The following is a 15,838-nucleotide window of genomic DNA, read 5'->3' on the forward strand; positions in this document are numbered from 1 at the left end:
ACGGGGTCAAATAATGGGTTGTTGATACTAAGAAAACAAAAAATGCAAAAACCTTTTACGCGATTTTTTATCATTTTTTTCATCGAAGTGTCATATCTGCTAGATACACTGCTGACCTATCCAAGATAAACAATTAAATTTTAATCATAAGCGATTAGGTGAGTGGATATGTTAGAGCTAAGACACGTTACAAAGAGATATGATGATAAGGTGATATTCGAGGATCTTTCACTCAAAATTAACACGGGTGAGATAGTTTCAATCTTAGGGCCATCCGGCTGTGGCAAGACTACTTTACTGCATATGATTTTGGGCTTAACTGACATTAGCGGCGGCCGTATTGCCTATAACGGCGAAGACATTACCCGCGTCTCTATGAGACAAAGAGGCTTTAATATCGTCTTTCAAGATTATGCGTTATTCCCCAATCTTAATGTCAAACAAAACATCGAATACGGTTTGCGTAACAATCCTAGTGTCAGTACACAACAAGAAGTCGATGAATTGATCGATTTACTTGATATTAAGGCGCATCTAAATAAGCGTATTCATCAGCTATCAGGCGGTCAAAAGCAACGTGTTGCGCTGGCACGTACGCTGGTCATGAAACCCAAAATACTACTGTTGGATGAGCCTTTGTCTGCATTAGATGGGGTGATTAAGGAAACCGTCAAAGAGCGTATTCGTGAGATTGCCGTGCGCTATCAGCTGACTACTTTAATTGTCACTCATGACCCAGAAGAGGCCATGACGTTATCTGATCGCATCCTACTGCTATCAGATGGCAAAGTGGCGCAATTCGCTGAACCCGCTGAAATCATACACAACCCTGCCAATGATTTCGTCACCAACTTCATTCTAAATCAGCTCAATATTAAACGTCGCAATATCTTAAGCTTATTTGCCAACGGTATATCTGAAGCTGATCCGCTAAGTAAATACACTCAAACCCAAAACTATGGACAGTATGAGGCTGATATTAGCCGCCGTCATACTGATTCTAAAGTTATCACTGTCCATGATAAGCAAAAGTCAAAAGATACGGTGAAAGGCTAATCTTGTAGAAGCTTACAGTGACTGAATCGGCAACTGAGAGGCTGACTATAGCTGTCATTCAGTAAAAACCTGACCATTTGATTGTTTTGGACGTTTATGAAGCTTAGTAACCCACCCCAAGCAAAAGCCATTTGGCTATTTGTGACGATTTTATTCATCGCCTTTTTGTTTGTACCCTTAGGTAAAATGCTGGCGTTATCATTAAATGTCGGCGATGGCATTGGCTTAGATAACTATAAAAGTATCGCAAGTAGTGATAGCTTTAAACAGGTGATGTTTAATAGTTTTCTTGTGGCGACGGTAAGTGCTCTGAGTGCCACCATGCTGGCTTTCATCTTAGCTTATACCGTGCATTGGACTAATTTACCGAAGGGCTTTAAAAAGGTCATTAAAGTTGCAGCGCTATTGCCCATGTTATTGCCAACGGTGACCTATGGCTTTGCTATTATTTATACCTTTGGTAAGCAAGGGTTATTGACCCAAATACTCGGCTTTCAGCTGTTTGAAAATATATACGGCTTTCAAGGAATGTGGCTTGGCTATACCATTTACACCTTACCCATCGCCTTTTTATTACTCAATAATACCTTTCAATATTTAGATAAAAAGTTCGTGATCGTCTCGGAGTTAATGGGCGATTCGTCTCTGCGCCAGTTCGATATGACGGTCATTCGCCCGTTGATTGGTACTTTTGCGGCGGCAATGATTCAGTGTTTCTTTTTAGCCTTCACAGATTTTGGTATCCCAGCGTCCATTGGTGGGCAATATAAAGTCATCGCTATTGAGCTTTATACACAAATATTAGGCGCGTCTCCTTCGTTTGAAAAAGGGGCGGTGGTCGCACTGTTTATGCTCATTCCATCGGTATTGAGTATTGCCATACTCTGGTATGTCGCGCGCTTTAATATCCGCTACGATTCGGTTGAAAATATCGATCTGCCTTCTTCTAAAACCAAAGACCGAGTATTAGCCGTATTATCGAGCGTTATCTTGTTTTGCTTACTGATGGTCTTTGCGGTGATATTTATCATTCCGTGGATAAAGACATGGCCTTATCAAATGCAATTCAGCACGGAAACCGTCAGCAAGGTTTTAGAATCTGCCAATCTCATGCGGGTCTATAAAAACTCACTCATCGTAGCGGTATTGACGGCTGTCTTTGGCACCTTAATCACTTACTTTTCAGCGCTGTTGTGCGAGCGCTCTAGTTTATTCAAAATCGGTAAATTCAGTATCCAGAGCTCAGCTTTAGTCACCAATACGGTACCAGGGATGGTCGTGGGAATTGCTTATCTTATGATGTTTTCAGGCTCAGCAATTGCCAATACTATTTTTATTATCGTGATAAGCAACATCATTCACTACTTCGCCACCCCTTATCTGATGAGTAAAAACGCACTGGCTAAAATGAACTTAGGCTGGGAGACGACGGCGAGTTTATTAGGCGATTCATGGTTTACGACCCTGCGGCGCATTGTGATTCCCAATTCATTTTTTACCTTAATTGAAGTCGCTTCGTTCTACTTTATCAGTGCCATGGTAACGATTAGCGCGGTTATCTTTATCTCTGGTGCCAAAACCATGGTGCTCACCACCAAAATCGTAGAGTTACAGCACTTTGCGCGCTTTGATGAGATTTTTATCTTATCGCTCATGATATTGCTGACCAATATCTGCGCCTTGATACTGTTTGCCATCATTCGTCATATACATAGCCGACGACTCTACGGTACACCGAAAGAACAAGACAGGACGATTGTTGCGCCAACGACGACTTAAGCATAGTTATCGACTATACAAATCAAACTTTAATCATTAAAACTCAATAAAATCTATAGGATAAAAAATGTTTTCATTTAAAACGTTAATGATAGGTCTCACGTGCGGAATTATTTTGACCGGCTGTAGTTCAGCTTCTTCAGAGGGAAATAGCGCAGAGGAGGTCATCATCTATAGCAATGCCGACGAAGAAGCGGTAGAAGTCATCCAAGCGGTATTAGATAAAGCTGGGTATGAAGGGCAATACATATTTCAATCCTTTGGTACCGGTGAGCTTGGCGGGCGTTTATTGGCCGAAGGTAAGAATATAGAAGCAGATTTGGTCACCATGAGCTCGTTTTATCTAGAGAGCGCGCAGGCAAAACATTCGATGTTTAAGGATGTCAGCTTTGAGGTCAATCCCCAAGTAGCGGTTCCTAGTTACTATGCACCCATCTTAAGTTTTACTGGGGCGATTATTTTAAATACCAAAGAGATGGCCGCGCAAAACCTGCCTAGACCAACCAGTGCCAAAGATTTGGCAAAACCCATCTATAAAAATAAACTTGCCATGGTTGATCCCAATGGCTCATCGACCGGTTGGTTATTTGTTCAAGACATCACTGCTGCCTATGGCATGGATGCCGAGGGGCAAACCATCATGAATAATATTCGTGAAAACGCCGGACCAAATCTAGAATTATCAGGTTCAGGTCCATTGAAGAAAGTAATGGCAGGTGAAGTGCCTATTGGCTTTGGCATGCGTCATCAAGCAGTCGTTAATAAAGCAGAAGGACTGCCTATTGATTACATCGATCCTAGCGAAGGTAACTATACGCTGAGTGAGTCGGTGGCTGTCATCGATAAAGGCGATAAAACCAATCAGAATGCGATGAAAATGGCCGAAATCATCGTCAAAAATGCGCGACCGCAACTGTTAGAAATATATCCAAATATCATCTATGACGGTGAAACTGTTGCATCTGAGAACCAAATCAAAAATGTAAAAACCTATGCTGAGCCGCTTACCGCTGAGTTATTAGATAAGCACAGGGCATTTTTCCACGGTCAAAAGCTATAAGCGTTGCAACCAGGGCTGGCTAAATTTGAGATATAAGTTCTAATTTTACATTCTAAGAATAAGGAACATCAAAGTGCAGTTAACAAGCAAATTGTCTGAAAAAAAATACGATGTGGTGATAGTTGGTGGTGGTATTGTCGGCCTTGCCAGCGCTTATGCTGCGGTTAAAAAAGGGCTGAGTGTGGCATTGGTCGAGCGTGAATCACAAAATAAAGATGCCTCAGTACGTAACTTCGGTTTTGTCACCGTGAGTGGGCAGCAAAGTGGCGAGCATTGGCAGCGAGCCATGCATACGCGTAATGTCTGGGCAGACATTGCACCCAAAGCAGGCATCGAGGTCGAGCATAGTGGCTTGCATATGCTTATTCAGCGCCCGGAAGCGATGGATGTCGCTGAAGCATTTTTACAAACAGAGATGGGCGCGTCTTGTCGATTGCTGACGCAAGCTGAGATAACAGAAAACGCACCTTATCTTAAAAACGGTTTGGGGGTGTTATATAGTCCTCATGAGCTTAGAGTCGAATCAAAAACCGCCATTGGCAAACTGGCGAATTGGCTAAGTCGAGCGCATGGCGTAGATTTTTATAATAAAACCACTGTGCATTCCATCGAGCTACCTATCGTTCATACCAGTCGTGGTACGCTGCATACACAGCATTGTGTGGTCTGTCCCGGTACAGATTTGCATAGCTTATATCCAGAGACTTTAGCGCAGGCTAAGGCCAAACTTTGCACGCTCAATATGATGCGTGTCATGCCAAAAAAAGCATTTAAGCTAAATGCTGCGGTGATGTCGGATTTAAGCTTTGCTCGTTATGATGGATTTGCCCAATTACCTGAAGCCCAAAGGTTAATCTCATTGCTGGATAGTATTCAGTCAGCTGAGCGCAAAGCAGGCGTTCATCTGATTGTGGTGCAATCCGCCGATGGCTCTCTCATCATTGGTGATAGCCATGATTATAGCGATAGAGAGCTGCCATTTAGAGATGTGCGATTTGATGATTTAATCATTAACGAGTTCCATCAAGTGATGGATATTGGCGAGATTGATATCGTGCAGCATTGGTTAGGGGTTTATCCCAGCGGTGATAACGTGGTTTTTAAAGCCTCACCAGAAAAAGGCGTGGTTGTCGGTTCTGTCACTAGCGGCACTGGCGCATCGACAGGCTTTGCATTTGGTGAAGAGTTAATTCATTTCGTATTGGAGTCAAAATAATGAGTACAGATATTAATAGTATTAAAGAACCATTCGATCATATCAAACTATGTATTTTCGATATGGCAGGCACGACTGTCAATGAAGACAATCTCGTCTATAAAATGGTACGTGATGCGATCAATCAAGCGCTTAGCGATGACGATAAAGTGGATAAAGAAGTTGATTTGGATATCTGCTTAGAGTTTGGCGCTGGCAAGGAAAAACGCCAAGCGATCAGCGATATACTGAATGAATTGGACATCGCTGAGGATGATATTAAGTCACTTACCGATACAGCCTTTACGATTTTTAAAACCAGTTTGGGAGAGGCTTATACAGCAGATACTTTGGCTACCTTTGATGGCATGCTGGAGCTGTTTAATAAGCTAAAAGCCAGTGGTAGAACAGTGGTGTTAAATACGGGCTATGACGCAAAGACTGCCAATAAGATATTAGACATTTTAGGGTGGTCAGTAGGTCGTGAGATTGATGCACTAATTACAGCTGATGATGTGGTGAATGGTCGCCCTGCGCCAGACATGATTACGCTCGCGATGGATAAGTTTGGTATTGAAAATGCAAAACAAGTGTTAAAAGCAGGGGATAGTGGCATCGATATTGAAGAAGGGAAAAATGCCAATTGTGGCTTATGTATAGGCGTGTTGACTGGCGCGCAAACCAAAGCACAGCTTGAAAAGTCCTTGCCAGATATAGTATTGGATAAATTAACTGATTTGGCACAGTTGATTTAAAAATCAATCTATAGAGTAATCTTATTCTTAAAGCCTAATACTGGCAGAGTCACCTAGAAAACTAAAAAAGCCTTCTACGTTATGTAAAAATAGCGAAGAGGGCTTTTTATGGTTTTGACGAATGAATAATTGATAGGGTATCAGCCCTTGATTGATAGCTATAAAGAAAGGCTATTATGCCTGTTGGTCTAAGGTAATAACCGCCTGTTTTAACCACGTGCCAGCCTTACCTAACGGTTTTTCTTTATGCCAAATCAGCTCAACCGCAACGGGCCAACTGTGCTTATCAAAATCCAGTTTTGGTGATACCAAAGAGCCATCCTTTAACGCATCAACGATAATATGCTCAGGCACCAACGCCCAACCAAGGTTACGTTGCACCAGCTCAATAATCACCCACTGACTCTCAACCCACCATACATCGGCGGCAACCCGTAGGCGTGATTTTTCTTTACTCTCGTTGCGCGTTGCAACAATGAGCTGACGGTATCTTTTTAAGTCCTCCCAGCTGACCACTCGGTTTGCTATTTCATGCTCAGGCGCACAAACCATCTTAAGCGGAATCCAGCCTAAGGTATGAAAACTAATAGCCGATGGCAAATCCTCTTGGCTCCACATAATGCCTAGATCCGCGCGCTTTTCTAAAATTAAACGACTAACATCTTCCATGATGGGCAGCAGCAATTCTAACTCCACAGTAGGAAACAAGTTATCAAACTCATCGAGCAATCGCGCCAGCCACTCTGATGGATAGAGATCATCAACTGCCAGCACCAAACGGCTTTCGACACCTTCACTTAAGCTTTTGGCCACCCCGAAGAAATGCTCGCAGCGCTCCAGTATTAAATACGCTTCAGCTAGCAGCCGTTTACCTTCCTCCGTCAATTCAGGATAGCGACTATTTCGAGTAAATAACACGTTGTCCAAGTCGATTTCTAAATTTGCCACCGCCGCACTAACCGATGATTGTGCTTTGCCAAGCCGCCGTCCTGCTGCCGAAAACGAGCCAGTCTCTACCGTTGCCACAAATGCTTGTAGTTGCTCTAAAGAAAAGTTCATGTATCGGTTTTTCCTATAGACAGTAACTTTGATCTATTAGTTTAACAGATACAATAGAGTCAACTAAGTACTATGAATGTATATTCTATAAGGATTAATCATGCGAACTCATAGAGATCGTATACGTCACGCTGTTGGATTTGAAATAATTGCATTAATACTATCCATTCCCATTATGAGCTTCTTTTTTGATTTTGACATAAAAGATATCGGTGTTATTGCCATTGTAGGTTCTATCATAGCGACTATATGGAACTACGGTTTCAATATTGTCTTTGATAAAGGCATGGTAAAGTTTAAACGCAGCACATTTAAGACCCCAGCGATTCGAGTGCTTCATGTACTGCTATTTGAGGGTGGTCTGCTGCTTCTATATCTGCCCATGGTCTCATGGTATCTTGGCATTAGTTTATGGCAAGCCTTTATTATGGATGCGTCATTGGTTGGATTTTATCTGGCTTATACCTTCTCTTATAACTGGGCTTATGACAAGATTTTCCCGATACAGTATTTTAAATATGTAAAAAATAGCGCGGTTTCTATATAAGTCGAGCTAACAATAATTTACGTTATGTCTGATGTTAATAACTGTTATAAAGAGTCGCTGTAAACACGTGCTGTAAATAAGTGCTAAAAAAGCTTTCAAGCTATAAGATATATAGCTTGAAAGCTTTTTTGTTTTAAGGCTAAGCAAATCTATATGACGCCTGTGCTTAGTATCGATTTTGAAATACTAATCATTTTATTCAAAAAATATAGATTGCCTATCGGTGCAGAATAATTGTATTCACAATAAAGGCTGCGAGGTTAGATATTGAACAAAAGACAAGCATAAAAGATGTCATAACTGGTTACGATTCTTTAAAAACAGTCTTAGTGGATGGCGAAAAAAAGGCGTATAAGTATTATCGTTACTCCTTTCATGGAATTAGGCTATGCATCCAGCCCTACCGTATCGGCTGTTGAATAAGTTCACGATTGTTATTGGCGCCATTGGCGTTGGAATTGCCTTAGTCGATAGTGGTTTTACGCTCACGACATGGCTACAGCATATTTTTCATATTTTTTATTTAACGATTATTTTATTGGGTTTTGTGGCCACGGTAGGGCGCTATATGCGCTCAAAGTCGCGCTTGTCGGTCAATAAAGTCGCGGTTTTCGATTTACTAACCAGTGTCGCTATTGTTGTACTATTGGCGGTGCATTTCTTTGAGCTGGCGCGCTCCGGATTATCGATGCCGGTAGATGGTTTTATTGCGATTAAGATTGCTGTTTTTGTCACCTTTATCCGTGAGATATCGGACAATAATTTCAGCCTTAATCGGGCTTTTTTAAACCCAGGTCAGTTTTTTATCTTAAGTTTTTTGTCCGTGGTATTGGTCGGAGCATTGCTGCTGATGATGCCCAATGCCACCACTGAGCCGATATCCTTTGTCGACGCGCTATTTACGGCCACCAGTGCGGTCTGTGTGACAGGGCTGATTGTGGTGGATACGGCGACCCGTTTTACGACGTTTGGGCAACTGATTATCATCGGGCTGATTCAAATTGGTGGTTTGGGTATTCTGACCTTTGTGACCTACTTTAGTTACTTTTTTAAGGGCGGCGTCAGTTATGAGACGCAGCTTAGTATCAGTGAAATGAACGTTTCACGAAGGATGGGCGATATGGTCACCACCCTTAAGTCCATTTTATATGTGACTTTTGGGGTTGAGGCACTGGCTGCGATTTTGATTTATATTAGTATCTATGATTTACCCGGGATGAGCTTTGCAGAAAGGCTGTTTTTCGCGATATTCCATGCCATCTCTGCTTTTTGTAATGCAGGGTTCTCGACCTTTAGCGCCGGCTTATACGATGAGTCACTGCGCTTTAACTATCCTTTACAGCTTATTATTAGTACCACTTTCTTATTTGGCGGCATGGGTTTTATCATTGTCGTCAATCTATTGCGCTTTCTGCGTCACCGTGCCCAAAGGGCAATTTTCCAAAATGATCCACGTTACGGCTATCAGCCGTGGCTACTGAGTATCAATAGCCGTATTACGTTAATTACCTCCGGTGCGTTATTGTTAATTGGTCTGGTTGGGGTCATGCTATTTGAATATAACGGCATCCTTGCTGAGCATCAGAGTTTTTACGCTAAGCTAATCACAGGGCTATTTACGGCGGCCACTCCGCGTACCGCAGGTTTTAATATTGCCGATATGGATGCGCTTGCGTTTCCGACCATTATGCTGACGATTTTTTTGATGTGGATTGGTGCTTCACCAAATTCTACCGGCGGCGGTATAAAGACCAGCACCTTTGCCATTGCAGTGTTAAACACCTTGAGCTTAGCCCGTGGTCAGACCAAGGTTGAAGTGTTTCAGCGCGAGATTGCTGACATCTCTATCCGCCGGGCGTTTTCCATTATGTGGCTGTCTTTATTTGTGATTGGCATGGGGGTCACCCTTATCAGCTACGATCAGCCCGAGCTTGATTTGATTAAAGTCATTTTCGAATGCTTTTCTGCCTATAGCACGGTTGGTTTGAGCTTAAATTTAACCACCGAGCTATCGACCTTTAACAAACTTGTCGTTTCGGTGATTATGTTTGTTGGGCGGGTGGGGATGTTGACGATATTTATTGCCTTACTTAAAAACAGATATCAGCGTAACTATCGTTATCCGACTGAAGAGATTACTATCAATTAACTTAATGTTAATTAAAAAATGTTAATTAAAAAAATAGTTTATAACTCATTAGGCATTAACTAAACATGTCGCAATTGCTGCTTTTACGGTGGCATGAGTGACAAGGAATATTATGAAATACATCATTGCAGGTTTGGGCAGTTTTGGTTCTTCGTTAGGCATGGCGTTGACGAGCCAAGGTCATGAAGTCATCGCCATTGATAGCAGCATGCAAAAGGTTGAAGCTTATAAAGAAGCCATCACTCATACTATCTGCATGGATGCCACCGACGAATATACGGTCAATGGCTTGCCTATTATGGATACCGATATAGTGGTGGTGGCGATTGGGGAAAACGAAGGGGCCAATATTATGGCAACGGCGTTGTTTAAAACTTTAAAAGCCAAGCGCTTAATCAGTCGTAGTATCAACCCCTTACATGAAAAAGTACTGCAAGCGATTGGGGTTGACGATATTTTTCATCCTGAAAAAGAATCAGCGATGCGCTGGGCAAAACGGCTGTCATTGCGTTATTTCGTTGATTCTTTTGAACTGACTGACAACTTTAGTATTGTCGAGATTGCTATTCCTGCTCCTTTGATTGGCAAACAAATAGCGACATTACAGCTAGAAAATAAGTTTAATATCAAGCTATTGAGTACCATGCGCTATGAGCATTATGAAGACAGCTTTGGCCGTCAGCGAAGCAAACCCAGTATTCAGGGACTAGCGACACCAGAGCAAGTGCTACAAGAAAATGATGTGCTAGTGGTATATGGCGCTAACAAACATATCAATACTTTTTTACGTAGTGTAGGGGTTAAAGTACACTAATCGCTAGGGATAACGTTATGAATAAGTGCTGCATATCCGTGCTATGTCTTGCCAGTCTCATGCTGTTCAGCGGCTGTGATGAGTCGAAACAAAACCCAAATGTCATGTTTTCAGAGAAGCATCAAGACCCCATTCAAGAGCTTGAGAAGCGGTCTAAAAAAGTCGATCACAGCCAGTTTGGCTATAAACAAACCTTTTATGTGCCAATTTACTCAGATATTTATACCGATAGGGATAATCGTAAGGTTTTACTATCAGCAACTTTGAGCGTGCGCAATACCACCTTAAAAAAATCACTCTATATTAATAAGATAGATTATTACAGTACCGATGGCGACCTTGTAAAGTCGTATTTAAAAGAGCCTATTGAGCTGCCAGCCATGGCGACGTTAAATTATATCGTCGAAAAAGAAGAGGATAAAGGGGGCTCTGGGGCAAAGTTTATCATTGAAGTCGAAGGCATAGATGAAACCGTCAAGCCCGTCATTGAGGCGGTAATGATTGGTAATTTTAGCAATAAAGGCTTTGCTTTTAGCACGCAGGGTACGCCGGTTTTGTAGAGGTGACTGTTTATGCTTTATTAATATGGATAATCCAAATTTAGGAGAGTTGCCATGTTAGATTTTATCCAAGGCTCATCTTTAGCAACTATTAAAACAGTACTATTTACTACTGTATTGCTCGGTACGGCGCAACTGCTGGCAGGATGTGACTTGCAGCCTGCAAATTCAAATGATAATGATAATGCCACGGCGCAAACGGATAATATAGATAAAAATACGGCTGAGAAAGATAATGCGTCTATCAATTCTAGTTCTATAAATCCTGCGCCTATAAGTCCTGCTAATGCGGATAAAGCACAGAATAACGAAGCAGAAAAGTTATCCAATGATAAAACCGTCAATCCATCAGGCTACCAAGAGCTTAGCTTTGGGCAGATTATTACCCCTGAATTACTAAATGAGCTAGGACTGACCAAAGAAAAAACTGACAACGAGCAATGCTATTACGTCAGTAATCCAGCACTGAACTATGTGGATAAAGAGTACGGTAAACGTGCCTCTGTGCTCTATCAAATCATCGATAACAAAGTTGCTCTTATTGCTATTCAGGATCCAAACATACCCTTTTATACAGACATCCATGTTGGCGATGCAGTGACAGAGGTGATGAAAGCGCATAATAACGAGCTGACTTATGAAGTCGATAAGTATGCGGTTGATGGTGACTGCTATAGCCTGATTGCTAACGTTAACTTCGAGGTGCTAAAAGAGCCACAACTCGGAGAGTTGTTAAAAGCCGAAAACATCAAGCTGAATAATGAAGAAGACAAGTTGCCCATACAGATTGAATATCATATCAAGGGCGGTCAAAAGCTTAATGATTATAGAATTAACTCAACAGAGTGGACGGCAAACAAGCAAAGTTTATTAAAGGGAGAGGTCGAAAGTATTGATATTGGGTTACCAGATGCTATCTATTTGGTCGAAGGTTGCTCTTAAGACGTAAATATAAATAACGTAGCGCTTTATATGCTTAGATTAACATATCAAAAACAGCATGGTTTTTTAAAGATTATTATCTAAAAATTTGTCATCAAGTTGTCATGGAGTTTCAGTAGACTCAAACATAAATCGTATTTTGGTCGTTACAACGATAACGCCGCGATATTTTTTATGCCAACTCAGCCTACTAAATCCAGCCTAACAAGGTGACTGAACATGACCTCATTGAATAACAAGCAAACGCTTGCGCACGAAGTTGTTGAAGACTCTAACCCGACTGATAATATCGACTTTCAAACCATTATTAATCGCCGTATGAATCGCCGCAGTATTCTAAAAGGTGGCACAGGATTGACGGCGGCGGCGTTTTTTGGCGCACTACCTTTGGTCGGCTGTAGCGACGATGATGATAGCAATTTACCTGTTAAACCCAGCGACGATAACAGTGCCGCTATTCCTGCGCAAGGTGACTTAAAACGTCCTGAGACTTTGAAGTTTACGGCCGTACCACATTCAACAGCTGACACGATGAGCGTGGCAGCAGGTTATAAAGCCGAGATGATATTACCACTAGGCATGCCGTTGATATCTGGTATCGATGATTGGAAAGACAATCGAGAGCAGTCCGCTGAGTCGTTTGAGTGGCGTATGGGTGACAACCATGACGGCATGTGGTTCTTTGGTAAAAAGGGCGGCGCTTATGATGCCAAAGCGTCAGAAAATGGTCTGCTAGTCATGAATCATGAGTATGTAAACAGTAGTGAGCTGAGTCCGTTTGGTTATCATGTCATCCAAGATAGTAACGCTGCGCCCATCTTTAAAAATCGTCGCCTCGCAAGTGACGTGCGCCGCGAGGTCAACTGTCATGGGGTCGCTGTGGTTGAGATGCGCCGCCGCGCTGATGGTATGGGTTATGAGATGGTACCCAATTCGAAATATAATCGCCGCATTACCAGTAGTACGACTGCCCAATTAACAGGTCCTGTTGCGGGTTCTGATTTGGTTAAGACCAAGTTTGATCCGACAGGGTTTCAAACTCGCGGCATTAATAATAACTGCGGTGCTGGATTATCACCTTGGGGCACTTATCTGACCACAGAAGAGAACTTTTTAGGGGTATTTGCCCGTGGACAAGATGCCAATCAATTGAGCGCTGGATACCACTACGGTCGTGAGCGCTACGGGGCGACAGAGGATTTCCCCGGTTGGGAATATCTGTGGCATACGCCTGATGCCAAAGATGCTGCAATCCCTGACGAGTTTTCACGTTGGGATATGACCGCCGTCGGTGCCAGCGCTGCCGATGACCACCGTCATGCATTCAATACCTTTGGTTATATCACCGAGATTGACCCTTTTGACCAACATTCTATACCGCAAAAACGCACGGCATTGGGTCGTTTTGCTCATGAAAACTGTGCCTATGCGCCTGTTGAGCAAGGTAAACCCGTGGTCTTTTATATGGGCGATGATGCCCGTGGCGAATATATTTATAAGTTCGTCTCCAAGTCAATGTGGTCAAATGCTGATATCGGTGGCGGCTTAAAAGCGGGCAATAAATATTTGGACGATGGCACGCTATATGTTGCTATTTTTAATGAAGATGGCAGCGGGGCGTGGAAAGCACTTGTCCATGGTCAAAATGGACTGGATGCCTCTAATACTGTCTTGCCGTTTCATGGACAAGATGAGGTGTTAGTCTTTGCTCGTGCCGCTGCTGATGTCGTCGGCGCGACCAAGATGGATCGACCTGAATGGGTATCGGTCAGCCCGATAACGGGTGAGGTATATGTGACCTTGACCAATAATAAATATCGCGGCGTAAGTGATGATCAACCGCTCTCAGCGTCGAATCCACGCAGCTATCAAGTTGGCGGCAAAGCGCGCGGTAATGACAATGGTCATATCATTCGCTGGGCAGAAGCAGGTGGCGATCATGCGGCAACAAGTTTTGAGTGGGATATCTACCTGTTTGCTTCGCCAAGTGATTTGTCAGCGGAGAACTTATCACAGCTAAATGACAATAACGATTTATCGTCGCCAGATGGACTGTATTTCGATCCACGCGGGGTGTTATGGATTCAGACAGATGATGGCGCTTATACGGATACCAGCAGTTGTATGTTGCTTGCGGCACTACCGGGCAAAGTCAGTGATGGTTCGCTTATGACCACCTCAGCAGGGCAGCAAACCCGAGTCGGCATGCCTGCCAGCAATGACAATATCAAACGCTTTTTCGTCGGTCCTGAGGGCTGCGAAGTGACTGGTATCACCATGACACCAGACTTTAAAACCCTCTTTATTAATATTCAACATCCGGGCAACAGCTGGGGCGCCGTTACAGGTGGCAGTACCCCGCGCTCAGCGACGGTCATGATTACGCGTGAAGATGGCGATGTGATATTGGCTGAGTCATTTGATACCGTAAGCAGTAGCACTTAACAGTAGTAGCACTTAAGAATCCTCTTAATCTTCAACAAAAAAACCAATATGCTTGATATTCTTTTCTCTGTTTATAGAGAATAAGGATGCAAGTATATTGGTTATTGTGTTTTTAAACGACGGTTTTAAGAATATATTATGCGTTCAGTTATTACTTTGCTTAGGTATGCCACTGACCTTGAACCATAATACCTGCAATAGGATTTAGCCCCATTTGATAAGCAAGGTCAGCAGGGCGCGCGATATCCCATAATGCCAAATCAGCATCGTAACCCACTTCTATTTTGCCTTTGTTGGTTAGACCTAACGCTTGTGCCGCATGAACGGTCGTCCCTGCCAATACTTCTTCAGGGGTTAAATAAAATAGGGTACAGCCCATATTCATCGCTAATAACAGCGACGTTAATGGGGAAGTACCAGGGTTGCAATCTGTTGAAACGGCAATCGGAACTTGGTGTTTACGCAATTCTTCAATCGGTGGCAACTTGGTATCACGTAGCGTATAAAAAGCACCTGGCAATAGCACGGCAACTGTGTTGCTTGCGGCCATTTTTTTAATATCATCTTCTACTAAGTGTTCAAGATGGTCGCTTGATAGCCCTTGGTATGCTGCTACCAAAGCACTGGCGCCTATATTTGATAACTGCTCAGAATGCAACTTCACTGGTAAATCTAATGAACGAGCGACTTCAAAGACGCGCTTGATTTGCGCAGCAGTAAAAGCGATGTTTTCACAAAAGCCATCGACCGCATCGACCAAGCCCTCGCTATGCAAGATTGGTAACCACTGGCAAACTTGCTCGATATAGTCATCGGCATTGTCTTTATACTCTGGCGGTAGCGCATGGGCGGCTAAATAAGTGGTGCTAACATGAATGTTGTGTTTAACACCGAGAGCGCGGGCGACTTTTAGCATTTTGCGCTCAGTTTCTAAATCCAGTCCATAACCAGATTTGATTTCGATACTGGTTACGCCTTCTTTAATGAGCGCGAGCAGACGTTTTTCACTTTGCGCAAACAATTCTTCCTCATTTGCTGCGCGGGTGGCGCTAACGGTTGAGACAATGCCGCCACCTTGTGCCGCGATATCTTGATAGCTGGCACCTTGCAATCGCGCTTCGAACTCGTTGCTGCGGTTACCACCATAAACGATATGGGTATGGCAATCGATGAGTCCGGGCGTGACCCAGTTGCTATTAACGTCTTTGATTTGATCGCTTTTATAATGGGTTAGGTGCGGCTTTATTTGCTCATGCGTACCAACCCATGCAATTTTGCCGTCTTTGATACCGATAGCAGCGTTTTCTAACTGACCATAAGGGGTGGTTTTTTCTTGGTTGTCGCTATAAATATCAAACCCGTAGAGCGCTGAAAAGGTGGCGAGATTGGCATTAATAATAATGTGGTCAAATGATGTCAGGGTGGAATTGTTTATAGGCGTTTGGTCTGTAGGATTTGTAGTATTAGCCATGATGTG

The 15,838-nt window shown here is 42.9% G+C and carries 13 protein-coding genes; 11 read left to right on the plus strand and 2 right to left on the minus strand.

The window, feature by feature from the left end; all coding sequences use genetic code 11:
- Window positions 1-168: 168 nt before the first annotated feature.
- The 5 genes from PG901_RS01500 (at window position 169) to PG901_RS01520 (ending at window position 5,845) form a co-directional block, all read left to right on the plus strand.
- Window positions 169-1,056, plus strand: coding sequence for an ABC transporter ATP-binding protein (locus PG901_RS01500; RefSeq protein WP_271133223.1), 888 nt, complete (start codon window positions 169-171; stop codon window positions 1,054-1,056).
- Window positions 1,057-1,152: 96 nt separating this feature from the next.
- Window positions 1,153-2,835, plus strand: a complete 1,683-nt coding sequence (locus tag PG901_RS01505) for an ABC transporter permease subunit (RefSeq protein ID WP_271133224.1) — start codon at window positions 1,153-1,155, stop codon at window positions 2,833-2,835.
- 67 nt (window positions 2,836-2,902) lie between these two features.
- Complete coding sequence (locus tag PG901_RS01510; RefSeq protein WP_271133225.1) at window positions 2,903-3,895, plus strand: ABC transporter substrate-binding protein; 993 nt, start codon at window positions 2,903-2,905, stop codon at window positions 3,893-3,895.
- Between the two features lie 73 nt (window positions 3,896-3,968).
- Window positions 3,969-5,111, plus strand: a complete 1,143-nt coding sequence (locus PG901_RS01515; protein ID WP_271133226.1) for a TIGR03364 family FAD-dependent oxidoreductase — start codon at window positions 3,969-3,971, stop codon at window positions 5,109-5,111.
- A complete protein-coding gene (locus tag PG901_RS01520) occupies window positions 5,111-5,845 on the plus strand; it encodes an HAD family hydrolase (protein ID WP_271133227.1) in 735 nt (244 codons plus the stop codon). The genes PG901_RS01515 and PG901_RS01520 overlap by 1 nt, the downstream gene beginning before the upstream one ends.
- 174 nt (window positions 5,846-6,019) lie before the next feature.
- Here PG901_RS01520 and PG901_RS01525 read toward each other — a convergent pair whose 3' ends face one another.
- Window positions 6,020-6,904 carry a LysR family transcriptional regulator gene (locus PG901_RS01525; RefSeq protein ID WP_068035765.1) on the minus strand — a complete coding sequence of 295 codons (885 nt, stop codon included), beginning with the start codon at window positions 6,902-6,904 and terminating at the stop codon, window positions 6,020-6,022.
- Between the two features lie 100 nt (window positions 6,905-7,004).
- Between PG901_RS01525 and PG901_RS01530 the strand changes: the two genes are divergently transcribed.
- The 6 genes from PG901_RS01530 to PG901_RS01555 all read left to right on the plus strand — a co-directional run bounded on the left by PG901_RS01530 (window position 7,005) and on the right by PG901_RS01555 (window position 14,361).
- Entirely contained in the window at window positions 7,005-7,451 is a 447-nt protein-coding gene (locus tag PG901_RS01530) for a PACE efflux transporter (RefSeq protein WP_201564027.1), read from the plus strand.
- A gap of 388 nt (window positions 7,452-7,839) precedes the next feature.
- Complete coding sequence (locus PG901_RS01535) at window positions 7,840-9,600, plus strand: TrkH family potassium uptake protein (protein ID WP_271133228.1); 1,761 nt, start codon at window positions 7,840-7,842, stop codon at window positions 9,598-9,600.
- 112 nt (window positions 9,601-9,712) lie between these two features.
- Window positions 9,713-10,414 carry a potassium channel family protein gene (locus tag PG901_RS01540; protein WP_201626046.1) on the plus strand — a complete coding sequence of 234 codons (702 nt, stop codon included), beginning with the start codon at window positions 9,713-9,715 and terminating at the stop codon, window positions 10,412-10,414.
- Between the two features lie 17 nt (window positions 10,415-10,431).
- A complete protein-coding gene (locus PG901_RS01545) occupies window positions 10,432-10,974 on the plus strand; it encodes a DUF3124 domain-containing protein (RefSeq protein WP_271133229.1) in 543 nt (180 codons plus the stop codon).
- Window positions 10,975-11,028: 54 nt separating this feature from the next.
- Window positions 11,029-11,916: a hypothetical protein gene (locus PG901_RS01550; RefSeq protein ID WP_271133230.1), complete on the plus strand. Its 888-nt coding sequence runs from the start codon at window positions 11,029-11,031 to the stop codon at window positions 11,914-11,916.
- A 219-nt stretch (window positions 11,917-12,135) separates the two neighbouring features.
- Window positions 12,136-14,361, plus strand: coding sequence for a PhoX family protein (locus tag PG901_RS01555; RefSeq protein WP_271133231.1), 2,226 nt, complete (start codon window positions 12,136-12,138; stop codon window positions 14,359-14,361).
- 160 nt (window positions 14,362-14,521) lie between these two features.
- Here the strand turns inward: PG901_RS01555 and hutI are convergent, their stop codons facing one another.
- A complete protein-coding gene (gene hutI / locus PG901_RS01560) occupies window positions 14,522-15,832 on the minus strand; it encodes an imidazolonepropionase (RefSeq protein WP_271133232.1) in 1,311 nt (436 codons plus the stop codon).
- Window positions 15,833-15,838: the final 6 nt, after the last annotated feature.

This window comes from Psychrobacter sp. ANT_H3 (assembly GCF_027919975.1).
In the GTDB taxonomy this organism is placed as follows: domain Bacteria; phylum Pseudomonadota; class Gammaproteobacteria; order Pseudomonadales; family Moraxellaceae; genus Psychrobacter; species Psychrobacter maritimus.

Bases quoted from the DNA above. Each gene is read 5' to 3' on its own strand.
- PG901_RS01500 (WP_271133223.1), top strand. From the start codon at position 169: ATGTTAGAGCTAAGACACGTTACAAAGAGATATGATGATAAGGTGATA.
- PG901_RS01550 (WP_271133230.1), top strand. From the start codon at position 11,029: ATGTTAGATTTTATCCAAGGCTCATCTTTAGCAACTATTAAAACAGTA.
- PG901_RS01520 (WP_271133227.1), top strand. From the start codon at position 5,111: ATGAGTACAGATATTAATAGTATTAAAGAACCATTCGATCATATCAAA.
- PG901_RS01530 (WP_201564027.1), top strand. From the start codon at position 7,005: ATGCGAACTCATAGAGATCGTATACGTCACGCTGTTGGATTTGAAATA.
- PG901_RS01505 (WP_271133224.1), top strand. From the start codon at position 1,153: ATGAAGCTTAGTAACCCACCCCAAGCAAAAGCCATTTGGCTATTTGTG.
- PG901_RS01555 (WP_271133231.1), top strand. From the start codon at position 12,136: ATGACCTCATTGAATAACAAGCAAACGCTTGCGCACGAAGTTGTTGAA.
- PG901_RS01535 (WP_271133228.1), top strand. From the start codon at position 7,840: ATGCATCCAGCCCTACCGTATCGGCTGTTGAATAAGTTCACGATTGTT.
- PG901_RS01510 (WP_271133225.1), top strand. From the start codon at position 2,903: ATGTTTTCATTTAAAACGTTAATGATAGGTCTCACGTGCGGAATTATT.
- PG901_RS01545 (WP_271133229.1), top strand. From the start codon at position 10,432: ATGAATAAGTGCTGCATATCCGTGCTATGTCTTGCCAGTCTCATGCTG.
- PG901_RS01525 (WP_068035765.1), bottom strand. From the start codon at position 6,904: ATGAACTTTTCTTTAGAGCAACTACAAGCATTTGTGGCAACGGTAGAG.
- hutI (WP_271133232.1), bottom strand. From the start codon at position 15,832: ATGGCTAATACTACAAATCCTACAGACCAAACGCCTATAAACAATTCC.
- PG901_RS01540 (WP_201626046.1), top strand. From the start codon at position 9,713: ATGAAATACATCATTGCAGGTTTGGGCAGTTTTGGTTCTTCGTTAGGC.